Origin of the sequence: Polaromonas sp. A23, from assembly GCF_002001015.1 — a bacterium.
Taxonomy (GTDB): domain Bacteria; phylum Pseudomonadota; class Gammaproteobacteria; order Burkholderiales; family Burkholderiaceae_C; genus Polaromonas.
The window spans coordinates 58,849-83,271 of sequence record NZ_MUNO01000006.1; the positions used below are offsets into that span (position 1 = coordinate 58,849).

Here is a 24,423-nt window from a genome sequence, read left to right on the forward strand (position 1 = left end):
CAAACCCCCTGGCCTACCCCACGGCCCCTTGATTTCCATGTCTTTTTTCAGGATCTGAATTGCCGTTTACGACCTGCGCCATCTCACTGACTGCCGGTTTCTATCCATGCCGGAATCGAGGCAACCAGCCGCTCCAGGCTCCTTGTCTTGTCAATGACTTCGGGCACGCCCACTTCGCGGGCCCGAACCCTCAACTCCTCGCTGATGTAGCCGGAACTGATGATCACGGGCAATGCCGGCTGGATCAACCGGATCTGGCGCGCCAGTTCGGTACCAGGCATGCCCGGCATGTTCTGGTCGGTGATGATGAGGTCGTAGGCATCAGGGTGGGCCCTCAGGTCCGCCAGGGCGTTCTCGCCGCGCAAGTGGACCTTGACGCCATAGCCCGCTGCACCCAGCGCCTCGCTGACCAGCTCGCCCATGGCGTCATAGTCATCGACATACATCACATTCTTGCCTCGCCCATCGGCCGGCGGAGGCACCGGCGCCTCCGCCACCCTCACCTCCGGCGGAACCACCGAGGGCAAATAAACGGTGAAGGTCGTCCCGCCAGACAAAGCGCTTTCCACTGCAATCGCACCGCCATGCGTCTTCACGATCCCGTGCACCACGGCAAGGCCGAGTCCGGTGCCCTGCCCAGCCGGCTTGGTGGTGAAAAAAGGTTCGAAGATGTGCGCCTGGGTCTGCACGTCCATGCCATGCCCGTTGTCCCTGACTTGCAAGCGTACATAGACGCCTTCCGGCAGACCTCCGGACCGCTCGGCCGGGCAGCCTTTCAGGGTCACTTCATCCAGCAAAACCTCGATGCGGGGAGTCAGGCCGCTGGTTGCATGCCAGGCATTGGTACACAAATTCATCAACACCTGCGAGATCTGCCCGCCATCAACACTGACGTAGGTAGAAGGTGTCTCAGGAATTGATACGACCAGGTCCACCCCGGCCGGCAAGGTTGAGCGCAACAATGACAAGGCTTCAACGACCACCGCATGCATGGACTGCACAACAAACTGCTGAGGTTGTTTTCGGCTGAAGGAAAGTATCTGCTTGACGAGCTCCTTCGCCCTGGCGCCGGCTTTGTCAACCTGGTCAAGGTTGTAACCCAGCTTGTGCGGAACCGCCCGATTCATGCGCGCAAGCGATACATTGCCAAGCATGGCAGCAAGCAGGTTGTTGAAATCGTGCGCAATGCCGCCGGCCAGGGTTCCCAGTGCTTCCATTTTCTGCGCTTCGCGCAAGCCAGCCTCCAGCGCGGCATGCTCCTGTTCTGCGGCAATGCGTTGGCGCATGTCGCGCTCAAGGTCGAGATTGAGGCTGCGTATTTTTTCTTCCGCGGCCTTCTGGCTGGTCACGTCCTGCAGGGTGCAGAACCAGCGCATCTTGCCGTCCGCGGTGGTTGTGCCGGAAAGGGGTTCGATGACCTGTCGCATATGAAGCCAGACGCTATCGGTATATCTAAGCCGGTACTCCACCTCGACGCGTTGGCCTGAAATTCCGGCCCGGATGGCCGTTGCACGAAAAGCTTCACGGTCCTCCGAATGCACAATATCCAGCCACGCCCGTGTAGAGGCAGGCACATGCGCGGCATCCACGCCCAGCAGCTCCAGCAATGAGTCTGAATAACTCTCGAAAGAACCATCGGGCCGCGTAATGATGTGCGCCAGTCTTGCCAGCGACTGGGCCCGGCGCAGACCTGCCTCGCTTTCGCGCAAAGCGGTCTCAGCTGCCAGGCCGGCACTGTCGATGGCCCGCCGGTTTTGCGCTTCACGCAGCACAGGTATCAGCCGGACCAGTTCGCTCTGCACGAGATAGTCTGCGGCACCGGCCTTCATCGCTGCCACGGCAGCTTCTGCGCCCATAACGCCAGAGACCACCACAACCGGTAAGCGGGGCGCCTGGGCTTGCAGCATGGCCAAGGCCGGCAAGCCAGTGAAGCCGGATGCAGCGTAGGCGCAGACTGCCACGCTCCACGTCTGGCTTTCCAAAGCGGTGCGCAACGCGGCAGCGGTGTTGATTGCCTGCGGTTGAACGACATAGCCCGCTTCCGCCAGCAGACCCGGGACTTCGGCCAGGTCCCTTTCCGCGTTGTCAATCAGCAAAACTTCAACTGCCTGAGACATCGGTTGCCCTCAAGAAAAAACCAGGGCGTGTGCAGGAGCTCCCTGCGAAAAAACATACTAACGACGTTTACAGGCCTTGTCATCCTTCAAAACGATGAGCTCAGAGACCCTGCGCGGCTCTAGAATCAACGGTGGTACAGCCGTCGCTCATCTTTCCCGTGATCAGGAACAACCTCTATGGCCGATTTCGCTTGTTTCCCGGTCATCAGGACAACGCCAGGTCCGTTCCATGTCGCTTGAAACGATTATTTCGAACGGGCTGACGCGCCCTGACGAAGACCTCAAAGCACTTGTTTTGATGGGAGGCGGCGCCCGTACCGCCTACCAGGCCGGTGTATTGCAGGCGCTCGCCCGCATTCTGGACCTGCAGGAGGACGCTGCGAAGCGGCGTTTTCCGTTCAAGATCCTGGCCGGTACTTCGGCGGGTGCGCTCAATGCCTGCTTTCTAGCCAGCCGGGCCAATGAGGGCCTGGCCGCGTTTGAACAGCTGGCCAGTTTCTGGACCACGCTGCGTTCCGCACAGGTCTATCAGCTCAAAGTCCCGGGCTGGATCCGTTCCAGCCGGATCGCGGCGGCCTTGTTTTTGTCGCAACAAGTGCGCAGGCAGCAGGCTTTCCTGAACAACACGCCGCTGGTAGACACCCTGCACCGCGTCATCTCGCTGGGCAATATCGACGAAGCTCTTCAGGAAAAAACCCTGCTGGCATTGGCGGTGACCGCCTCGAGCTACACCAGCGGCGTGCACTGGACCTTTTGCCAGACCGCACGAGGCACCGGGGCAGGCATGTGGAACCGGCCGGGCCGGCGTGCCGAATTCCAACCCATCACGATCGAGCATCTCGTCGCTTCCAGCGCCATTCCCTTCCTGTTTCCGGCCACGCCTTTATGGGTCGATGGCCACCGGGAGTTTTTTGGTGATGGCTCCATGCGCCAGAGCTCGCCGCTGTCACCTGCCCTGCACCTGGGTGCGGGGAAAATCCTGGTCATTGGCGTCGGACAACCCGAGCGCGCCGGCCTGACCGGCGGCGCCAGCCCGGCCGTCGACGGCCGGCCCACCTTGGGTGCCATTGCCGGGCACGCCCTGGCCAGTGTTTTCCAGGACACACTGCAGGCCGACGTTGAGCAAGCCCAGCGGGTGAGCAAAACCCTGCTTCAAATGCCGCGCGAAATTGCAGCCGTGATGCCTTACCGGCCAGTGAACGTGCTGGCGATCGCCCCCTCCCAGTCACTCGATGCTTTGGCCCAGGCGCACGCCGGGGAGTTGCCGGCCGCCACCTACAACGCGCTGGCTGGCCTGGGCGCGCTGGGGGCCAAGGGCAGCCCGGGCGGAGCCGCGTTGGCGAGCTATCTCCTGTTTGAGACCGGCTTCATCAAGGCCTTGATGGCCTTGGGTGAGCGGGATGCCTATGCGCACAAGAGTGAGCTGATTGACTTTTTTATGTGAAACCGGCGGTGGATGGCTCAGGCTTGAAGTGTCATAATCGCCGCTTATTCAACACGGAGAAATCCTTGGAAAGCAGCCCCAGTCGCTAGCTTTCAACACCGCAGACTGACGCCAGCGTCATCCCCGGGGTTGAAAGCGATGCCACCATCCACAACCCCGCCAGCGCCGCGCCTTCCCAAGGCCCGTGCAGGCGCCCCCAACCGATTGGGAGCCAGTCATGCTCAACATTTTCACGCTCGCCAACGGGCGCCTGTTCCAGGAAGAGATCGAATCGCTCGAGGAACTCTCCCGGTTCCAGCCCATCTGGGTGGACCTGGAGGCACCGACACTGGAAGAAAAACGCTGGATCAAGCAGTACTACGGTCTGTCGATTCCCGAAGACGTGATGGACGAGGACATCGAGGAGTCCGCGCGTTTTTACGAAGAAGACAACGGCGAGCTGCATATCCGCTCCGACTTCCTGATTGCCGATGACGACGAACCGCGCACCGTGCGGGTGGCCTTCATCCTGAACCTGGTCAATGACGACCTCAAAAGCAAAGGCGTGCTGTTTTCCATCCACGACGAGGACGTGCCGGTGTTCCGCCTGTTGCGCATGCGCGCGCGCCGCGCGCCCGGGCTGATCGAAGACGCCAAGGAAGTGCTGCTCAAGCTGTTCGATGCCGATGCCGAGTATTCGGCCGACACGCTGGAAGGCATTTACATCGACCTGGAAAAAGTCAGCACCAAGGTGCTGTCAGGCGACGTGACCGACGTGATGGCCGGCGAGGTGCTCGGCGCCATCGCCCGCCATGAGGATTTGAGCGGGCGCATTCGCCGCAACGTGATGGACACGCGCCGCGCCGTGAGCTTCATGATGCGCAGCAAGATGCTGAACAGCGAGCAGTTTGAGGAAGCACGGCAGATCCTGCGCGATATCGACTCGCTGGACTCGCACACGGCTTTTCTCTTCGACAAGATCAACTTCCTGATGGACGCCACGGTGGGTTTCATCAACATCAACCAGAACAAAATCATCAAGATCTTTTCCGTGGCCAGCGTCGCGCTGCTGCCGCCCACGCTGATCGCCAGTGTGTACGGCATGAACTTCAAGCTCATGCCCGAGCTGGACTGGGCGCTGGGCTATCCGTACGCCCTGCTGCTGATGGCGGCGAGTGCGGTGGTGCCGATGTGGTATTTCAGGAAGCGCGGCTGGTTGAAGTAGCCCCCACGGTTGCTCACTGCGTGTAGCGCCCTGCCCCTCGAGGGGGCCGCTGCGACTGCGGGCCGGCAAAGCCGGACCCGCGGCCCCTGCTGGTATGAAGAGTCCACATGGCCGCTCGTGGTATTTCGTTCGTTCTGCGCTTGTCAGTTAAATCGGCAGTGAGCCCTTGCGTGACGGGCGCCAACAGCTACTAAATTTATAGCGCTTCGAGGAGATGCCGGACAATCGCCTGCGCATACAGGCTGGCTACGTCCTTGACGAACACCGGAAAATCCACATGCGCCGTGTCGTCGGCGCGGTCGGAGATCGTGCGCACGGCGGCAAATGGCAAACCGTAGTCAAAACACACTTGCGCTACCGCCGCCCCCTCCATTTCCACGGCCAACACCTCGTGGCCGCCCTGCTTTAAAGCCGTGCGCAGATTACGGGACTCCTGCATGCCTGAAACAAAACGGTCCCCGCTGGCCATCAGGCCGTGATGCAGCAGGGTCTTCGCAGGCAGCGCGAGGCCCTCAAGCCCTGCTCGGCTGGCCTGAAGCAGGCGCGCGGTCAGCGCTGCGTCACAAGGAAAACGGGTCCGTCCATACAGTGGGACTTCGTAGCGCGGAAAAATCGGCGAGGCGTCCAGGTCATGCTGCACAAATTCTGTAGCCACCACCACATCGCCCACCTGAACTCCGTCACCCAGTCCGCCGGCCACTCCTGTGAAGACGATCCGTCCCACATTGAAACGCTCGATCAGCGCGGTACTGGTCGTGGCTGCCGCCACCTTGCCGATGCGTGAAAGTGCAAGCACCACGGGCTGACCATGCAGGCGCCCCTGCCAGAAATCACGTCCGGCGTGGCTGGATTTCCGGGGCTGTTGCAAAAGTTCGAGCAGGCCCTGCTGCTCTTCGGCCAGGGCGCTGAGGATGGCGGTGATCGTCATGGTTGCCAGTTTGCCCGAAATGCCGAGCTTCAATAAAAAAGGCGGCCGAAGCCGCCTTTGCTGCAAGAAGTGGCTTGCGCCTTACTTCTTGTCACGCAGTTCGCGGCGCAGAATTTTTCCGACCGGCGTTTTCGGCAGCTCCGTGCGGAACTCCACCACCTTGGGCTGCTTGTAACCAGTCAGGTTGGTCTTGCAGAACTCGCGCACCTGGGCCTCAGTGAGGTCGGGGTTTTTCTTGACGATGACCAGCTTGACGGCTTCGCCCGACTTTTCGTCGACCACGCCAACGCAGGCGCATTCCATCACGCCTTCCATGCCGGACACCACGTCTTCAACCTCATTCGGGTAGACATTGAAGCCGCTCACGAGGATCATGTCCTTCTTGCGGTCCACGATCTTGAAGAAACCGCGCTCATCGACCACCCCAATGTCGCCGGATTTGAAGTAGCCGTCAGGTGTCATGACCTTGGCGGTTTCGTCAGGGCGCTGCCAGTAGCCGGCCATGACTTGCGGGCCCTTGATGGCGATCTCACCGGGCTGGCCGGCTGGCACTTCGTTGCCGTCATCGTCGAGCAGCTTGAACCAGGTGCCGGGAATTGGCACACCGATGGTGCCGGTGAAGGCCTTGCTGTTGGTCGGGTTGCAGCTGGCCGACGGAGAGGTTTCCGACAAGCCATAACCTTCGCAGATCGGGCAGCCGGTTTTTTCCAGCCACAACTTGGCGACCGCGCTTTGCACCGCCATGCCGCCGCCCAGTGAGATTTTCAAGTGAGACCAGTCCACGGTGTTGAAGTCCGGGTGGTTGGCCAGGCCGTTGAACAGCGTGTTGACCGCCGGAAAGCTGTGCACCTTGTGCTTGGACAGCTCCTTGAGAACGGCCGGCAGATCGCGCGGATTCGGAATCAGGATGTTCTTGCCGCCGGTGCGCATTCCCAGCATCATGTTCACCGTGAAGGCGAAGATGTGATACAGCGGCAGCGCGCAGACATAGGTGGGCTGAGCGCCGGACGTCATGCTGGACATGGCCGGGCCGTTCCAGGCCTCGGACTGCAGCACATTGGCGATCACATTGCGGTGCAGCAGCACGGCACCTTTGGAGACACCGGTGGTGCCGCCGGTGTATTGGAGAACCGCTACGTCATCAGGCTTGATGTCGGGACGCTTGAGCGTGCCGCGTGTACCCTGTGCAACAGCGTCATTGAAACGCACAGCGCCAGGCAGGTTGAAGGCTGGCACCATTTTCTTGACATTGCGCACCACGTAGTTGACCAGTGCGCCCTTGAGCATGCCCAGCTGGTCGCCCATGGCCGTCAGCACCACATGCTTGACGGGCGTGGCGGCGATGCACTGCTCCAGCGTGTTGGCGAAGTTTTCGATGATGACGATCGCCTTCGCGCCGGAGTCCTTGAGCTGGTGCTCGAGTTCGCGCGGGGTGTACAGCGGGTTGACGTTGACCACCACAAAACCGGCACGCAGAATGGCCGCCACCGTGACCGGGTACTGCGGCACGTTGGGCATCATGATGGCAACACGATCCCCCTTGGCCAACCCCAGCCCCTGGAGGTAAGCAGCAAACGCCTGTGACAGGCTGTCCGTCTGGCCGAAAGTGATGTCCTTGCCCATGAAGCTGTAGGCCACGGCCGAAGCGTTCTTGGCAAAACTTTCTTCCATCAGCGCTACCAGCGAAGCGTATTGCGACGCATCAATGTCGGCCGGCACGCCCGGTGGATAGGCTTTCAGCCAGGGACGGTCGAGGGTGGATGCATTCATGCTTGTCTTCTCCAGATAACGATTGAACAACTGCCACGGATTTTCATGGCGCTACCCTCTTCGGGGCTATTGCGTTTTCCCTAGGAAACGGAGGAATTAGAAGAGGGGCGCCTCTAATTCCTTTTAATTCCTTCTGATTCCCATATCTCGGCAAGCAAAAAGTGCTATTGCCGGCAACTTACTCAATCGCCTTGCCCATGTCTTCAATGACTTTCTTCGCATCGCCAAACACCATCATGGTTTTGTCCATGTAAAACAACTCGTTGTCCAGGCCGGCATAACCGGCTGCCATCGAGCGTTTGTTGACGATGACAGTCTTGGCCTTGTAGGCCTCAAGAATCGGCATGCCGTAAATCGCACTGCCCTTCACGTGGGCGGCCGGGTTCACCACGTCATTGGCGCCCAGAATGATGGCGACGTCGGCCTGGCCGAACTCGGCGTTGATGTCTTCCATTTCGTGCACCTGGTCGTAAGGGACCTCGGCTTCGGCCAGCAGCACGTTCATGTGGCCAGGCATGCGGCCGGCCACGGGATGAATCGCATATTTGACGTTGACGCCCCGTTCGATGAGTTTCTGGGCCAGCTCCTTGACGGAATGCTGTGCACGCGCGACGGCAAGGCCATAACCCGGAACGATGATCACGGTTTCAGCGTTGCCCAAAATGAAGGCCGCGTCGTCGGCTGATCCCGATTTCACAGGACGCTGCTCCTTGGCACCCGCTGCCGCTGCGCCGGCCTCGCCGCCGAAGCCACCCAGGATGACGTTGAAGAACGAGCGGTTCATGGCCTTGCACATGATGTAGGACAGGATGGCGCCAGAAGAGCCCACCAGCGAACCCGCCACGATCAGCATCGCGTTGTTCAGAGAGAAACCGATGCCCGCTGCAGCCCAGCCCGAGTAGCTGTTGAGCATGGACACCACCACCGGCATGTCGGCGCCGCCGATCGGGATGATGATCAGGACACCCAGCACAAAGGACAACGCGAGCATCGCGAAAAATGCTGTCCAGTTACCGGTGAACATGAAGACCAGGCCCAGTGCCAGCGTGGCAATGCCCAGCACCAGGTTAATCATGTGCTGGCCGGCAAACGTCACCGGCGCGCCCTGGAACAGCCTGAATTTGTATTTCCCGCTGAGCTTGCCGAAGGCAATCACCGAACCGCTGAAGGTGATGGCGCCGATGGCCGCGCCCAGGAAGAGCTCGAGCCGGTTACCGGCCGGAATCGCCGCAGTCGGCAGGCCCGCCGCGACGATGCCGAAAGCATCGGGTTCGGCCATGGCCGCCACCGCAATAAAGACCGCAGCCAGACCGATCATGCTGTGCATGAACGCCACCAGCTCCGGCATCTTGGTCATCTCGACGCGTTTGGCCATCAGCGTGCCCGCCGACCCACCTACAACCAGGGCGCCCAACACGTAGACCATGCCCAAGGCCTTGCCGCCGGAAATCTGAACAATCAAGGCGCCGGTGGTGACCACGGCAATCGCCATGCCGACCATGCCGAACAGATTGCCGCGAATCGACGTGGTGGGATGCGACAGGCCTTTGAGCGCCTGGATAAAACAAACCGAAGCCACCAAGTACAGCAGCGTGACAAGATTCATGCTCATTTGGCCACTCCCGAGCCTGCTGCATCAGCGGCAACTGTCTTCTTTTCCTTCTTGCGGAACATCTCCAGCATGCGCCGTGTCACCAGGAAGCCACCGAACACGTTGACCGCAGCCAGCGCCACGGCCAGCACGCCCATGGTTTTGCCCAGCGGGGTGACCGTCAGCGCGGCAGCCAGCATGGCGCCCACGATGACGATGGCCGAAATGGCGTTGGTCACCGCCATCAGCGGCGTATGCAGGGCTGGCGTGACGGTCCACACCACGTGGTAGCCCACATAAATGGCCAACACAAAGATGATGAGGTTGATGATGGTGGGAGAGACTGCTTCCATGGAAGTCCTTCTGATTGATAAATACTTAGGTAGACCAGGTTCTGGGCGCAGCTTTTCTATGCAAAAAGAAAGCGTCAACGGCATCTAACAGCTGCTGCTGTGCCTGGTTGACCGGAGGTTCGATCAAGGCGGCTGCATGCATCACTGTTTTCAGGGTCTGGATGTGGTAATCGCTGAACTTGTCTGCGCTGTGCTGCAGAACGGTGGGCACTTCGGTCAGTTCCAGGGGACGGTTGCGCAGCATGTGCGAACTGGACAGCCACAGGCTGACGGCGTCCGCATCGTTCATGTTGAGGTGCTTTCGCAAAAGCTCCTGCACGCCGGCCTTTTGCTGGGAACTGATGACGCCCGTCGTCTGCACGGTCGCCAGCGCCAGCACCGCCACCACGTCCACCGGATGCTCCAGTGTGTACAGCGGCGGGGTGGTGACCTTGTTGCGCCAACTGCGCCGGCGAAAAAATGTCAGCGGGTTGAGCCAACCCACGTCAATGCCGAAGCGTCGCAAGGCCTCCATGGCCATGACAAAGGTGATGACCAAGCCAAGCAGTTGCAGGATGATTCCCATTGAAGCCCCCTTGCTGACTACTTGCGCTTGACTTCGCCGCCCTGCGCCATCAGGCAGGCTGCCACGATGTCGTCTTCCAGGTCGATGTTCAGCGCGCCCTCTTTGCTGATGATCAGCTTGAGGAAGTCCAGCAGGTTGCGGGCATACAGCGCGCTGGCATCGGCAGCCACCAGCGCCGGCACATTGGTCTCGCCGATCAGCGTGACGCCGTGTTTGACCACGGTTTTGCCAGGCTCGGTCAACGGGCAGTTGCCGCCCTGCGGCGCGGCCAGATCAACAATCACGCTACCGGGTTTCATGGCCTTGACCATGTCCTCTGTCACCAGCACCGGGGCGGCGCGGCCCGGGATCAGCGCCGTGGTGATCACAATGTCGGCGAGCGCCACACGTTTGGCGACTTCGGCCTTTTGCCGCTCCAGCCAGCTCGCCGGCATGGGCTTGGCATAACCGCCGACACCGACGGCGGCTTCGCGCTCTTCGTCGGTCTCGTAGGCCACGTCAATGAACTTGCCACCCAGCGACTCGACCTGCTCCTTGACGCTCGGACGCACATCACTGGCTTCAATCACTGCACCCAGGCGCTTGGCAGTGGCAATGGCTTGCAAGCCGGCCACGCCGACACCCAGAATCACCACCCGGGCCGCCTTGACGGTGCCGGCAGCAGTCATCAGCATCGGGAAAAAGCGCTGGTATTTGTCTGCCGCCATCATCACGGCCTTGTAGCCGGCGATGTTGGCCTGCGACGACAACACGTCCATGCTTTGCGCGCGGCTGGTGCGCGGTGCGGCTTCCAGCGCAAACGCTGTCAGCTGGGCGCCAGCCAGGCGCTGCAGGCCCGTGGCATCAAAGGGATTGAGCATGCCGACCAGCACCGTGCCGGCTTTGGCCAAGCCGATTTCGCTGTCCTGCGGGCAGCGTACCTTCAGCACGATGTCGCTGGCATAGGCGCCGACGGCATCAGTGATCTCGGCGCCAACCGCCACATAGGCCTCATCCGGCACGCTGGCAGCCACCCCGGCACCCGACTGGATGCATACGGTGTGGCCTTGGGCCTTGAGTTTTTTGGCCGTCTCGGGCGTGACGGCAACGCGTGTTTCCCCCGCCGTGATTTCGGCCGGTACCCCGATTCGCATGGGTGTCTCCTCGTTGCGTAAGTAGTTCTGGGTGAATTGTTAGCTGTCAGCTAGCTTACATGACTTTGGCGGGCTTTTTCTGGAGGCCGCTACCCAGATGCCGCCGCGCATTGTCTGGGCCGGCCGGACGCGCAAGGATAATGCGCGCATGAATACAAGATGGAAACCCAGTGCAACAGTCGCGGCCATCATCGAGCGCCAAGGCAAATTCCTGCTGGTGGAGGAACACACGCAGGACGGCTTGCGGCTGAACAATCCGGCCGGTCATCTGGACCAGGGTGAAAGCCCGGTGCAGGGCTGTATCCGGGAAACGCTGGAAGAAACTGCTTTTCACTTCACGCCCGATGCGCTGGTCGGTATCTATATGTCGCGCTTTGAACGCGCGGTGCCGGGCCAGACCCATCCCCTGGACATCACCTATCTGCGCTTTGCCTTTTGCGGCACGCTGGGCGCGGAAGTTGAGGGACAGGCGCTGGACGAAGGCATTGTGCGCACCGTCTGGATGACGCCGGAAGAGATCAGGGCGTGCGCTCACTTGCACCGCAGCCCCTTGCTGCTGACCTGCATGGAAGATTATCTGTCCGGCAAACGCTTCCCATTGGAATTGATCACGACCGATCCCAGCGTGCATGCACCGCTGAGCCAGCGGTAGAAAGCGTTGCCGGTTGGAGGTGAGCAGACACGTCTCTTTCCAGGACAGCTTTTGAAAAGGACAGCGAGCGTAGGCGTCAGTAGAGAATCCGTTGCGCCACAGGCGGCGGCGTCCATTGGTACAGCCAGGTTTCCGTCAATGCCTGGCCGTCGATCTGCAAATGCATGCGCAGGTTGATGGGTGCCGTGCTGTCGCCATCGGGGCGCACATCGAACATGGCACGCCACCCCTTGATGGACTCCAGCGGCCGGGCCGACGTCAATTCAATCGTGCCGCGCGAAGCGGTGATCACGGCTTTGACCTGGGCCCCGGGGTTCAGCAACGCAAAGTCGCCTCCCGCAAAATCGACTGCAAAACGGCGCGCGTAGGCCGTGCGCTTTTTCCCAACCACACCGCCGAGGCCGGTACGTGTGGTCACACAGTGCGCCAGCGGTATTCGCGCGGCGGGCGTCTGGGTACCCCAATGCAACCGGTAGGACAGCAGCAACTCCTGCCCTGCCTGCGGCTTGTCCTTGGGGTTCCAAAAGGCAACGATGTTGTCAAAGGTTTCGTCCACGGTCGGGATTTCCACCAGCTGCACCGTACCCGCGCCCCAGCCCGCCTTGGGCTCGACCCACAGGTTCGGGCGTTTTTCATAGAACACGCCATCGTCCTGATAGTGGTCAAAGTTCCGGTCGCGCTGCATCAGGCCAAAACCGCGCGGGTTGTTGTCCTGGAAGGCGTTGAACTGCAGTTGCGCCGGGTTGGTCAATGGGCGCCACAACCATTCGCCCGCGCCGCTGTGCATGGCCAGGCCGTCGGTGTCGTGGATTTCGCCGCGCCAGTCCCAACCCATGCGTCTGTCGTTTTCGCCGGTCTGGAACATGCTGGTGCACGGTGCAATGCCCAGGCGATCGATGGTTTTACGCGGGTACAGCGCCACATCGAGGTCCATGACCTGCGTGTCGCCCGGCGTGATCACAAAGCGGTAGGCGCCGCTGACACTCGGGGAATCCAGGAGGGCGTACACGGTTAGCGAAGCGGCTTTCGGGTCTGGCTTTTCGAGCCAGTAGCCGATGAAATCCGGAAACTCTTCCGGGAAAGTTTGCGCGGTGTCTATGGCCAGGCCCCGTGCCGACTGGCCATACTGCCATTCGCCACCCACCGCGCGAAAGTAGCTTGCGCCGAGGAAGGCCGCCACGTCACGCACCGGATCGGTGTGGAAATTCAGCCGGAAGCCGGCAAAACCGAGATCGGCGGGCAGCTTGTCGCCCCGCACGCCGCTTTTCCCGTAATCGAACATGGCCGGGTCATAGGCCAGTTCCTGTGCCTGGCCGTTGCTCACTTCGTGCATGCGCACCGGCGTCTTGAAGTACAGGCCGAGGTGGAAAAACTTCGCCACGAAGCGCAGCTTGTCATCGCCCCACAAGGCATGGTCGTCCCGAAAGCGAATCGCCTGGTGCTGATCCCAGGTCAGGTCCGAAATATCAGCCGGCAAGGCCACCGACCGGGGGCGGTAAGGTTTGGCCGACAGCTCGCGCGCCTGGCCCTTGAGCCCCGCGTAGTCGAAGGCTTGGGCCTTGCCCACGGGTTTGAGGCCGGCGGCCTGGGCCAGCGATGAAAGCCATGGCAGTCCGGTGGCCATGCCGGCCGCCGTGACGGCCTGGCCGGTGCGGGAAAGAAATTGTCGTCGTTGCAAAGTGGCAGTTCCTGCAGGGAAAAGGGACATTCCATTGTGCTGGAAAGATCCGCGCCGGCGCAGGGCCGCCATCGACAATAGTCCGAATGGCTCTGCAAATCAGCGGTTGACCTCCTGAGAAGCCCGTCAGGCCGCGGGGCGCATGGCCGGCAAGGCCAAAAAACCCCGAAAGGCCCGAAGCAGGCGCATATGCATTCGCCTTTTTACAATGGGACCATGGGCAACAAGCAAAACAACACACACGGCCACGACGGCGAGCGGCAACGGATCGTTGTCGGCCTGAGCGGCGGGGTGGACTCGGCGGTCACCGCCTGGCTGCTCAAACAGCAGGGTCATGAGGTCATCGGCATCTTCATGAAAAACTGGGAAGATGACGACGACAGCGAGTTCTGCTCGTCCAATATCGACTTCGTGGACGCTGCCGCGGTGGCCGACGTGATCGGCATCGAGATCGAACACGTCAACTTTGCGGCCGACTACAAGGACCGCGTCTTCGCCGAGTTCCTGCGCGAATACCAGGCCGGCCGCACGCCGAACCCCGACATCCTGTGCAACGCCGAGATCAAGTTCAAGGCTTTTCTCGACCATGCGATGCGCCTGGGCGCGGAAAAAATCGCCACTGGCCACTATGCACGCGTGCGAAAAAACGAGGCCACCGGCCTGCACGAATTGCTCAAGGGCCTGGATCCGGCCAAGGACCAGAGTTACTTTTTGCACCGGCTGAACCAGGCGCAGCTTTCCAAAACGCTGTTCCCGGTAGGCGAGCTGCGCAAGACCGAAGTCCGGCGGATTGCCGACGAGATCGGCCTGCCGAACGCGAAGAAAAAAGACTCCACCGGCATCTGCTTCATCGGCGAGCGGCCTTTCCGCGAGTTTTTGAACCGCTACATCGCCAAGGCGCCGGGGCCGATCAAAAACGACAAAGGCCGCGTGCTGGGCGAACACGTGGGCCTGAGTTTTTACACCCTGGGCCAGCGGCAGGGGTTGGGCATAGGCGGTGTGAAAGCCCGCGGCGCCGAGCTCAAGGCCGTGCAGGCGCTGGGACAACGCGGGCTGGGCGAACATGAACCCTGGTTTGTGGCGCGCAAGGACATGGAAAGCAACACCTTGTGGGTGGTGCAGGGGCATGACCATCCCTGGCTGCAATCGACCGTGCTGCAGGCCCAGGACTGCAGCTGGGTCGCCGGCACAGCGCCCGCCCTGGGAGCCATGGCCGCCAAAACACGCTACCGGCAGGCCGATGCCCCTTGCGAGCTGGTGACGGCATCGGCCACGCAGGCCGAACTGCGGTTCGAGCAGGCACAGTGGGCGGTGACGCCCGGTCAGTCGGCGGTGTTGTACCAGGGCGAGGTGTGTCTGGGCGGCGGGGTGATTGCTTCGAGCAACGTCCAGAACCTGCCCTGAGTTCTTTCCACCCTGATTTTTACAAGAAAATCAAACGTTTGCCCTTTAAATACGGGTGTCAATAGCTATTGTTTTTATAGCAAAATCAGGATTCAGGCCCTAAGGAATCCGGATTTCCACCACGGTACGGCCCGGCTGGCTGGTGATCAAAACCGTGACGCCGATGGCTGTCGCCCGCTCGCGCATGGAGAGCAAACCCTTGCGGGGCTGCAGCGCTGCGTCAAAACCGAGCCCGTTGTCGACCACGCGCAGGACCATGCCGGAGCCAGCCATTTCTGCCTCGATCGCCAGCGTGGTCGCATGTGAATGCTGCAGCACATTGGAGAGCGCCTCGAACACCATGAACTGCAGTTGCCGCATGGCGTTGGCGTCCATGCGGGCCATCGGCTCCAGGCTGCCGACCACCCACTGCAGCTCGATGTCCGACGCTGCAAAGCGCGGCTCCAGCCGGTAGCGCAGGTTGGCCAGCAGCGAACTGATGTCGCCTGGCAGCAAATGCATGGCGTCAATCGACAGCTTGAGCTGGTCCAGCGTGTAACGCAGTGTCTGCAGCACGTCCTCGCTGCTGGCCTTGCCAGACTGCAGCTGCCGGATCGCGGCGCTCAAATGCGCGCCCACGCCGTCATGCATGTCGCGCAAGATGCGGGTGCGCTCGCTGACGCGCTCCTGCTCGCGCGCCAGCTGCTCAACCTTCTGGTAGGTTTGCCCCAGCTCCTGCTCTTTCTGCGCAATGCGGCTCGACAGGTTGGCCATCAGGTCGGTCGCCTGCACACTCACTGCCCGAAAGCGCCGGATCACGATGTAGCCCAGGACCAGCCCGAACAGCACCGAGCTGTAACGGATCCAGGTGTTGTCAACATAGCTACCGCTGATGCGGACGGCGACCCAGTCGCGCACGCCCATCAACACATTCAATGCACCTGCAATGGCGACCATCAGCCACTCCGTGTCGCGCATGCGGATGGCGCCCCAGAGGTAAACCGCCGTGTAAACAATGAACAGCACATTGACCATGCCCAGCCAGGCCGTCAGGTACACCGGCTCGCGCAGCGCAAACGACAGGGTGGAAGCTGCGATGGAGCTTGCAAAAAGCGCGGCCAGCCCGCCTCGCACCCAGACCATGCTGGGATGCTTGTGCCAGCCAGCCACGTGATGGCAGAAAAGCGCAATGCAGCAAAACCACCCGGCAAAGGCGACCGTCACCACCACGCCCCAGGCGGGCCAGGCCAGCAGGGGCTGCTCAATGGCAACATCCCCTACTCGCAGGGCCCAGAAAATTTCAGCCAGCCCGGCAAACAGGTAGACCGGTTCACGCCGGTTGCCTCGCACCGGATCGGACTGCGTGACCCACAGGGCCATGGCAATCCCGCCGACAAGCAGGCTGAAAATCATCACCCCCATGGAGGCAGCGACCCGCCAGTTAAAAGCCGTCACATACAGTGCCCGCGCCTGGCTTTCCGGGCCAATCACCACCGTTGAAAGGCCGCCGCGCCGGCCGCCATCGGCGTGAATACGAATACGAAGGGTGTTCTGCGCTCCGAGCAAACGGGTTGGCAAGGAAATGTATTGCGGGGACTTGGCATAGTCCTCCGTATTGGGTCGCCCCGGATCACCAAAACGCGCCAACAAGGAGCCGTTCAGCCAGATGTCCGCCGTGTTGCCGATGCGCTGGAAGTAAACACCGTAAGGCTCCTTCTCGACCACGGCCAGGGAAAACGCCATTTCAAAAACAGCATCGCCCGGCTGCCCCTTGTGATGGCGGTCCCAGTGGTAGGGCAAGGCCACGTTTTTCTGTTCGGGAGGGCTGCCCTGCACGGTGACCACGGCGCGGGCCTCGCGCAACTCCAGCACCGGCTCCTGCGCATGAACCGCAGTCAGCCCCAGCAGGTAAAAAGCCGCCCCACACAACAAGCTGCGGCAAAGCAGAAGCAGGTGTGGGGTGCGGCGGCTCAACGGGTGTTCACCGACGTCGGCGGCTGCAGCAGGCCCAGTCGGGTCGCCTCATAAACCGCTTCGCTCTTGGAGTGCACCGCAAGCTTGGTGTAGAGGTTCTTGATGTGGGATTGAACGGTATGCACGCTCACGGCCTTGAGTTTGGAAATTTCCGCATAGGAAAACCCCCGGGCGATCAGTTCCAGAACCTCCTGCTCGCGGGTGGAGAGCAAGGCCCGCTCCACCTCAGCCGCAGCGGCTTCGTTTGCGCCAGCCACCGCAGCGGCAGGAGAAACGGGCATCTGGTCGACCAGGTGCAGCGCCCGGTATTTCGCCAGCACCCGGCGCGCGATCATGGGCGAGATCGGCGAGGCGCCGGCTTTCATCTCGAGAATCGTGTGGGCAATGTTGTCGGGGGTGAAGTCTTTCTGGATGTAGCCGAGGGCGCCCGCCTCTACACTGGAAAGCACGCTGTCCTCGTCGCCGAACATTGAAATCACCAGCGACTCACAGACCGGCCGCAGGCGCCCGGCAAGGCGAATCAGGTCCAGCCCGTTGCCGTCCGGCAGGTCCAGATCCGTCAGCAGAATATCGATGGCCAGATCTTCATTGGCGATGAGCTGCCGCGCTTCCTCGAAAGTGCCCACGCCAGCGACCAGCGTCAGCCCGTCACAACGCGACACGCTGTCCGCGAAGAAAACCCGGGTGGGAACGTCGTCTTCAACAATTAATACGCGCCATGTTGGCATCGGTGAGGTCTTTGGGCGGGGCTGCACAGCAGCAGATGATAAGTCCGGAGCCTTGCTGCTTTCCGGGGAAAACTTCAGGCATCAAACGGAAGGGATTCGACTTTTATCGCTACGCCTGTTTGGCGCAATCCCCGGTTTATGGGGGCCGGCGCCCAGCAAAACCACCCACGCACCGTGCATGCATAGCAAAATCGGCCTCTAGCCCTTTACGGATAAGGACAAATAGCTATGAAATCAGGAGCATCCACGTAAACTTACAGGGCCGTTTCCAGGTAGGTGTAGATGTAGTTGGAGCCGCCGTTCACATTGCCCAGCAGGCGCGAGGCACCGAATATGCCCGAACGGTGCGACACGCCCACACCGAGATAGGTGTTTTTCAGCGAACGCACACCCAGCAGGTCGCCGACGCTGAAGTCAACGCTGGGGTCCAGGTAATTAAGCAGCCGCGAAGTGCCGCGACCGCGGCCGGCTTGGCTGGTCGCCTCCACATAAGGCACACGCTGCGCCAGCGACAGCCCCACACCCAGGCCAAGCCGGGTCTTGACTCGCTCGCTCCACGGAAAACCGTAGTAGTAAGCTTTCATGAAAGCATCCAGTTGCAGCCCGTTGGGTGCCAGCCCGCGCTCATCATGCTGCAGGATGCCCACATAACCGACGATGTCCAGCGGCCAGCCATTGAGCTGGTCAATGAATGGCTTGCCAATCTGAACGCCGGTAATCCGCGTGGAGTTGACCTTGGCGGTGGACGCGCAGCGCAGCGTCACGATTTTCGCGAGGTGGCAGCCGTCATCCGTCGACTTGCCGTAAAGCACTTTCACGTAAGTCGGCGAGGTTTCCTGGGCCCAGTGCCCCTTGTAGGTTCCAAAGTCATAAGCAGCCCCCACAAAGACGCCGGTCTGGCTGCCTTTGGCAACAATCGGACTGGCCTTGACTTTGTTATCCAGCAGCGTGTGCGTCACACCGCCCAGCAGCCGCCAGCCGCCATTGAGTGCATAGGTGCCATAAAGCGCCAGTGTCGTGTTCACGCCGCTGCCCGGCTCGTAAGCCGGCCGCGTCGCCGTGGCTTCGCCAGGCCGCACGCCGTAGTAATAGTTGTTCAGCCGCGCACTGCGCGCCGCCACCGTCAGGCTGGGGCGCAATGTCAGCCGGCCGGAATGCCAGTCGTAGCTGTAGGAAAGCCGGAGTTCACTGCCCTTTGAAAAGCTGCTGACGTCCTGCAGGTATTCGGCTTGCAAGGTACCCCAGGGTTGGCGATAACGGTAAGACACCCCGGCGTCCAGGCCGGAGCCGCGTTCTTCCATGCCAGCCAGGCTGGGCGGAATGCGGTCGTCGGCATAGCCTTCGAAGCGCTGGTCCAGGAAAAGATTAACGCGATGCGTCTCGTTCTTGAGAAGTTTCACGCCAGCGCGGCTACCGTGCAGGAACAGGCGTTCACCTTCGTACAGGTACAGGGGTAACAGGTCATAACGCGTGCCGCCACCGACATAGGGCGACTCTTCGGCACGCACCGCAAAACCAAGGGCGGCACTTCCGGGTACCGTCAGCAGGTCACTCAGCGGGTCGGTGTTGGCGTGTGCGCCAGACGAAGCCAACCCCGCTATGCCCAGCGCGATGGCGCCCAGCCAACAAGGCAGGCGAGTCGGAATGTTTTTGACGGAGTGTTGCGGGCTCATGGGGACGACTTCGTGGTTGGCCAACCCCCATGCTAGCCACCACTTCGCCTCTGAAACCGTCCACACCGCACAACAGGAAAAGCACCTACACGGCGGCAAGGCGCCGGTTGACAAGGCTGTTGCTTAAAGGGCTCAGAACGCCCGCAGGTCAGAACGGAATGTCGTCGTCCATGTCGTCAAAGCCGCTGGCGGCCTTGGTGGGCGCAGGGGCGCGCGGCGCAGGAGCAGGAGCGGCCCGTGGGGCAGCAGCCGGCGGACGCGAATACTGGCGCTCGCCACCATCGCCATCGCCGTCACCACCGGGGGCACCCATGCCTTCGCGGCTGCCGAGCATCTGCATTTCGCTGGCGATGATGTCGGTTGCGTATTTTTCGACGCCGTCCTTGTCGGTGTATTTGCGGGTTTTCAGGCGGCCCTCGATATAGACCGAGCGGCCTTTCTTGAGGTATTCACCGACAATTTCGGCCTGGCGACCGAAGAAGCTGACGCGGTGCCATTCGGTCTCTTCGACCATTTCACCGGCCTTGTTCTTGTATTTGCTGCTGGTGGCCAGCGCGATGTTGGCCACCGCGTCACCGCTGGGCATGTAACGCACTTCAGGGTCGCGGCCCAGATTGCCGACGAGGATGACTTTATTGACGGATGCCATGGCGTGTTCTCCTAATTTTTCACAGTTTAACTGGCTGGGCCGAGGCCGCACCAGCCGCTTCAGACCCAGACGGCCCGGAAACTGGCGCTCCGGCATGCCGGCCAGGCGCCCTCATCGGCCACGCCACCAGCAGCCACAGCAGCATGAGGGCCCCGCAACCTGCAAACAACGCTTGGCTCCCGGCCGTTTTGGCCAGCCAGCCACCCAGGGCGCCACCGGCAAAAAAACCCAGCGACTGGAGCGTGTTGTACACCCCCAGCGCAGCGCCACGTGAATGCGCCGGGGAGATGCGTGAGGCCAGGCTGGGCTGGCTGGCTTCAAGAATATTGAAGCCGCAGAAAAACAGGAACAACAGGGCCCCCAGCCCGGCCAGGCTGGGCACGGCCTGCCCCGCCGCGCCCATCAGGGCGAACTGCACCAGCCCGATCAAGGCCACTGCCACCAGGAACACGGCACGCAGGTAACCGCGTTTTTCCAGCGGAAAAAGCGCGGCACCCATGACCACAAAAGACGCCAGCACCGCCGGCAGGTAAACCTGCCAGTGGCTGCTGCTGGCCAGCCCGGCCTGTACCAACAGGGCCGGAATCGCCACCCACATGGCCAACTGCACAGCGTGCAATACGAACACGCCAAGGTCAAGCCGCAGCAGGCCTTCGTGTTTCAGAACTTCGGAGAGGCTGCCTCGCGGCCGGTCCACATGCTGAGCCGGTTCGGGTGGTACCCACCAGATCACGACCGCGATACCGGCCAGCGCCAGCACGCCAATGACTATAAAAAGACCATTCAGTCCGATTTTTGCGGCCAGCAACGGGGCCAGCACCAGCGAAAGGGCAAACATCAGGCCAATGCTGGCGCCCACCAGCGCCATGGCCTTGGTGCGCACTTCGTCGCGCGTGATGTCGGCCAGCAGCGCGGTGACGGCAGCCGAAATGGCCCCGGCGCCCTGCAGTGAACGGCCAATGATTAGCCAGGTCAGGTCAGGCGCCCACGCGGCGACAAAACTTCCCAGCGCAAACACCAGCAAGCCAAAAATAATGACTTTCTTGCGCCCCAGCCAGTCCGACGCCATGCCGAAAGGAATCTGCAAAATGCCCTGCGTCAGGCCGTAAATGCCCATGGCCAGACCGATGCGGGCAGGGTCGTCGCCACCGGGATAACGGGCCGCCTCTAGCGCAAACACCGGCAGCACCAGGAACAGCCCGAGCATGCGCAACGCAAAAATCGCCGCAAGCGAGGCGCTGGCGCGACGCTCAACGGGGGTCATGGAAGTAGAAGGCGGGGTTAGTGACACGGAAAAATGGCAGGAAATGCAGAGCAAGGGAAGCCTGAAAAGGCCGATTCGTGAAAGAGCAGTGGCTATTGTCTTTGAATTGGAGCGCACCTCTTTTGTGCTTGCGCAAGCACGATTTGCGCCTGAACCAGGCCGCGAGCGTTCGCGCGACAAGCCCACTACGCCGGAAAACACACATCGGTCTATGATGGAGGGTTTTGCGGCGCCCTATACAGTGAACTCTCCCAACGACGGCAAATATCTCGCATCGACGGCTGCTGGCGGCAAGCAAGTGGCTGAACCCGACCAGAGCCGCTACCTAGCCCAGGCGCTGGCCGCCCAGCGCATCAGCATCCGCGGGGCGCGCACGCACAACCTCAAGAACATCGACCTCGACATTCCGCGCAATCAGCTGGTCGTGATTACCGGTCTGAGCGGTTCGGGCAAGTCCAGCCTGGCTTTCGACACCTTGTACGCCGAAGGCCAGCGTCGTTATGTGGAAAGCCTCTCCACTTACGCACGGCAATTTCTGCAGCTGATGGACAAGCCCGATGTGGACATGATCGAAGGCCTGTCGCCAGCGATCTCCATCGAGCAAAAGGCGACTTCGCACAACCCGCGCTCCACTGTGGGCACCGTCACCGAAATCCATGACTACCTGCGCCTGCTGTTTGCACGCGCGGGCACGCCTTTCTGCCCCGAGCACGATCTGCCGCTGCAGGCGCAAAGCGTCAGCGAGATGGTCGACCATGTGCTGGCGCTGCCGGAAGACACCAAGCTGATGATCCTGGCGCCGGTGGCGCGCGAACGCAAGGGCGAGTTCATCGACGTGTTTGCGGAAATGCAGGCCCATGGCTATGTGCGCTTCCGCGTCGACGGCACGGCCTACGAATTCGACGAGTTGCCCAAGCTCAAGAAAGCCGAGAAGCACAACATCGACGTGGTGATCGACCGGCTCAAGGTACGACCCGACATGCAGCAGCGCCTGGCCGAAAGTTTTGAGGCCGCGCTGCGCCTGGCCGACGGCAAGGCCCTGGCCATGGAAATGGACTCGGGCAAGGAACATTTGTTCAGCGCCAAGTTTTCCTGCCCGGTCTGCAGCTACTCGCTCAGCGAGATGGAACCGCGGCTGTTTTCCTTCAACTCGCCGGTGGGCGCCTGCCCGAGTTGCGACGGCCTGGGGCACATGGAGTTTTTCGATCCGGCGCGCGTCGTGGCCTTTCCCTCGCTCAGCCTGGCCAGCGGCGCCGTCAAGGGCTGGGACAGGCGCAACGGTTATTACTTCTCGATGCTGGAAAGCCTGGCCAAACACTACAAGTTCGACCTGGACACGGCTTTTGAAAACCTGCCCGCCGAGGTGCAGCAGGTCGTGTTGCATGGTTCGGGTGACGAAGAAATCAAGTTCAGCTACGTGATGGACTCCGGCAATTTTGCCGGCAAGAAGATCAACAAGAAGCATCCGTTCGAGGGCGTGATCACCAACTTCGAACGCCGTTACCGCGAAACCGACTCGGCCGCGGTGCGCGAAGAACTCGCGCGCTACCGCAGCCTGCAGCCCTGCCCCGACTGCGAAGGCACGCGCCTGCGCAACGAGGCGCGTCATGTCTACCTGGTCAGCGCACCGCAGACCGACGGCACACCCGGCGAGCGCAAGGCAATCTATGAAATCAGCAGCGTCACCCTGCGTGAGTCTTTCGACTACTTCAACGCGTTGGCCATGGAAGGCGCAAAAGCCGAGATCGCCGGCAAGGTGGTGCGCGAGATCGGACTGCGCCTTAAGTTCCTCAACGACGTGGGTCTGAACTACCTGAGCCTGGACCGCAGTGCCGAAACCCTGTCGGGTGGCGAGTCGCAGCGCATCCGCCTGGCCTCGCAGATCGGCTCGGGTCTGACCGGCGTGATGTATGTGCTGGACGAGCCCAGCATCGGCCTGCACCAGCGCGACAACGACCGCCTGATCGGCACGCTCAAACATTTACGCGACATCGGCAACAGCGTGCTGGTCGTCGAGCACGACGAAGACATGATCCGCGCGGCCGACCATGTGATCGACATGGGCCCGGGCGCCGGCATCCATGGCGGACGCGTGATGGCGCAGGGCAGCTATGCCGACGTCGTGGCCAACCCCGATTCGCTGACAGGCAAATACCTGGCGCAGATCCTGAAGATTGCGGTGCCCAAACGCCGCACACCCTGGCTGCCGACGGTCGTCAAAGCGCCTTACCGCGACCCGAAGAAGCCGTCGAAGTTTGCGCCCAGCGCAGCCGGCATCAAGCGTGCCGCGCGCGAGGCTGAACATTTGCGCACGCAGGGCGACATGCAAGCCATCCGGGTTGTCAACGCCACCGGGCATAACCTGAAAAGTGTCAGCGTCGACTTTCCGGTAGGCCTGCTGACCTGCGTTACAGGCGTTTCGGGTTCGGGCAAGTCCACCCTGGTCAACGACACGCTGTATGCCGCGGTGGCGCGCACGCTGTACCGCGCGCATGAGGAGCCGGCGCCACACGAAAGCATCGAAGGCATCGAGCATTTCGACAAGGTCATCAATGTGGACCAGTCGCCCATCGGCCGCACGCCGCGCAGCAACCCGGCCACCTACACCGGGCTGTTCACGCCTATCCGCGAACTGATGGCCGAGATGAACACGGCACGCGAACGCGGCTACGGCCCGGGACGTTTCAGCTTCAACGTGGCCGGTGGCCGCTGCGAGGCCTGCCAGGGCGACGGTGTGGTGAAGGTCGAGATGCACTTTCTGCCCGACGTCTATGTGCCCTGCGATGTCTGCAAGGGCATGCGCTACAACCGCGAGACGCTGGAAGTTCAGTACAAGGGCAAGAACATTGCGCAGGTGCTGGACCTCACGGTGGAAGACGCCGCCGAGTTCTTCAAGGCGGTGCCGGTGATTGCGCGCAAGCTGCACACGCTGCTCGACGTCGGCCTGTCTTACATCAAGCTGGGCCAGGCCGCGACCACGCTGTCAGGCGGCGAAGCGCAGCGCGTCAAGCTGGCGCTGGAGCTTTCCAAACGCGACACCGGCCGCACGCTGTACATCCTGGACGAGCCGACCACCGGCCTGCATTTTGCCGACATCGATTTGCTGCTCAAGGTGCTGCACCAGTTGCGCGATGCGGGCAACACGATTGTCGTGATCGAACACAACCTCGACGTTATCAAGACCGCCGACTGGTTGATCGACATGGGACCGGAAGGCGGCGCCGGCGGCGGCAGTGTGGTGGGCGTGGGCACGCCGGAAGACATCGCAGCCAACCCGGATAGCCACACCGGGCGTTACCTCAAACGCCTGCTGTGAA

General features: G+C 61.5%; 18 protein-coding genes. 5 read left to right on the top strand and 13 right to left on the bottom strand.

The window, feature by feature from the left end; translation table 11 throughout:
* Window positions 1-83 precede the first annotated feature (83 nt).
* On the bottom strand, window positions 84-2,117 hold the full coding sequence (locus B0B52_RS02520) for a response regulator (protein WP_077592035.1): 2,034 nt from the start codon (window positions 2,115-2,117) through the stop codon (window positions 84-86).
* Window positions 2,118-2,346: 229 nt separating this feature from the next.
* On the opposite strand from B0B52_RS02520, the gene B0B52_RS02525 reads away from it, so the two are divergent.
* Both B0B52_RS02525 and corA read left to right on the top strand, forming a co-directional pair.
* Window positions 2,347-3,561, top strand: coding sequence for a patatin-like phospholipase family protein (locus B0B52_RS02525; protein WP_077592036.1), 1,215 nt, complete (start codon window positions 2,347-2,349; stop codon window positions 3,559-3,561).
* Window positions 3,562-3,778: 217 nt separating this feature from the next.
* The gene (corA, locus tag B0B52_RS02530; protein WP_077592037.1) at window positions 3,779-4,765 is read left to right on the top strand and encodes a magnesium/cobalt transporter CorA; all 987 of its coding nucleotides are present in this window, start codon (window positions 3,779-3,781) and stop codon (window positions 4,763-4,765) included.
* Between the two features lie 196 nt (window positions 4,766-4,961).
* Here corA and B0B52_RS02535 read toward each other — a convergent pair whose 3' ends face one another.
* The 6 genes from B0B52_RS02535 to B0B52_RS02560 form a co-directional block, all read right to left on the bottom strand.
* Window positions 4,962-5,693, bottom strand: a complete 732-nt coding sequence (locus tag B0B52_RS02535) for a 5'-methylthioadenosine/adenosylhomocysteine nucleosidase (RefSeq protein ID WP_077592146.1) — start codon at window positions 5,691-5,693, stop codon at window positions 4,962-4,964.
* A gap of 81 nt (window positions 5,694-5,774) precedes the next feature.
* The gene (locus B0B52_RS02540) at window positions 5,775-7,463 is read right to left on the bottom strand and encodes a long-chain-fatty-acid--CoA ligase (protein WP_077592038.1); all 1,689 of its coding nucleotides are present in this window, start codon (window positions 7,461-7,463) and stop codon (window positions 5,775-5,777) included.
* A gap of 178 nt (window positions 7,464-7,641) precedes the next feature.
* Window positions 7,642-9,075, bottom strand: a complete 1,434-nt coding sequence (locus tag B0B52_RS02545) for an NAD(P)(+) transhydrogenase (Re/Si-specific) subunit beta (RefSeq protein WP_077592039.1) — start codon at window positions 9,073-9,075, stop codon at window positions 7,642-7,644.
* Window positions 9,072-9,407, bottom strand: coding sequence for an NAD(P) transhydrogenase subunit alpha (locus B0B52_RS02550; protein ID WP_077592040.1), 336 nt, complete (start codon window positions 9,405-9,407; stop codon window positions 9,072-9,074). Before B0B52_RS02550 ends, B0B52_RS02545 begins: the two co-directional genes overlap by 4 nt.
* Before the next feature lie 25 nt (window positions 9,408-9,432).
* Complete coding sequence (locus B0B52_RS02555; RefSeq protein ID WP_077592041.1) at window positions 9,433-9,972, bottom strand: phenylacetic acid degradation protein; 540 nt, start codon at window positions 9,970-9,972, stop codon at window positions 9,433-9,435.
* A 17-nt stretch (window positions 9,973-9,989) separates the two neighbouring features.
* Window positions 9,990-11,105, bottom strand: a complete 1,116-nt coding sequence (locus B0B52_RS02560) for a Re/Si-specific NAD(P)(+) transhydrogenase subunit alpha (RefSeq protein WP_077592042.1) — start codon at window positions 11,103-11,105, stop codon at window positions 9,990-9,992.
* A 148-nt stretch (window positions 11,106-11,253) separates the two neighbouring features.
* Here B0B52_RS02560 and B0B52_RS02565 point away from each other — a divergent pair, with 148 nt between their 5' ends.
* Window positions 11,254-11,757 carry an NUDIX hydrolase gene (locus B0B52_RS02565; RefSeq protein ID WP_077592147.1) on the top strand — a complete coding sequence of 168 codons (504 nt, stop codon included), beginning with the start codon at window positions 11,254-11,256 and terminating at the stop codon, window positions 11,755-11,757.
* Window positions 11,758-11,833: 76 nt separating this feature from the next.
* Here the strand turns inward: B0B52_RS02565 and B0B52_RS02570 are convergent, their stop codons facing one another.
* Entirely contained in the window at window positions 11,834-13,435 is a 1,602-nt protein-coding gene (locus B0B52_RS02570; protein WP_168173462.1) for a glucan biosynthesis protein D, read from the bottom strand.
* Window positions 13,436-13,651: 216 nt separating this feature from the next.
* Between B0B52_RS02570 and mnmA the strand changes: the two genes are divergently transcribed.
* A complete protein-coding gene (mnmA, locus tag B0B52_RS02575; RefSeq protein WP_077592149.1) occupies window positions 13,652-14,839 on the top strand; it encodes a tRNA 2-thiouridine(34) synthase MnmA in 1,188 nt (395 codons plus the stop codon).
* Between the two features lie 99 nt (window positions 14,840-14,938).
* Here the strand turns inward: mnmA and B0B52_RS02580 are convergent, their stop codons facing one another.
* The 5 genes from B0B52_RS02580 to B0B52_RS02600 form a co-directional block, all read right to left on the bottom strand.
* Window positions 14,939-16,792: a histidine kinase gene (locus B0B52_RS02580; RefSeq protein ID WP_077592043.1), complete on the bottom strand. Its 1,854-nt coding sequence runs from the start codon at window positions 16,790-16,792 to the stop codon at window positions 14,939-14,941.
* Complete coding sequence (locus tag B0B52_RS02585) at window positions 16,789-17,520, bottom strand: response regulator transcription factor (RefSeq protein ID WP_077592044.1); 732 nt, start codon at window positions 17,518-17,520, stop codon at window positions 16,789-16,791. Before B0B52_RS02585 ends, B0B52_RS02580 begins: the two co-directional genes overlap by 4 nt.
* Before the next feature lie 254 nt (window positions 17,521-17,774).
* Window positions 17,775-19,193 carry a MipA/OmpV family protein gene (locus tag B0B52_RS02590; protein ID WP_077592150.1) on the bottom strand — a complete coding sequence of 473 codons (1,419 nt, stop codon included), beginning with the start codon at window positions 19,191-19,193 and terminating at the stop codon, window positions 17,775-17,777.
* 148 nt (window positions 19,194-19,341) lie between these two features.
* Complete coding sequence (gene ssb / locus B0B52_RS02595) at window positions 19,342-19,842, bottom strand: single-stranded DNA-binding protein (RefSeq protein WP_077592045.1); 501 nt, start codon at window positions 19,840-19,842, stop codon at window positions 19,342-19,344.
* A 19-nt stretch (window positions 19,843-19,861) separates the two neighbouring features.
* On the bottom strand, window positions 19,862-21,106 hold the full coding sequence (locus tag B0B52_RS02600; RefSeq protein WP_077592046.1) for an MFS transporter: 1,245 nt from the start codon (window positions 21,104-21,106) through the stop codon (window positions 19,862-19,864).
* Between the two features lie 214 nt (window positions 21,107-21,320).
* On the opposite strand from B0B52_RS02600, the gene uvrA reads away from it, so the two are divergent.
* On the top strand, window positions 21,321-24,422 hold the full coding sequence (gene uvrA, locus B0B52_RS02605; protein ID WP_077592151.1) for an excinuclease ABC subunit UvrA: 3,102 nt from the start codon (window positions 21,321-21,323) through the stop codon (window positions 24,420-24,422).
* The last annotated feature ends 1 nt before the right edge of the window (window position 24,423 follow it).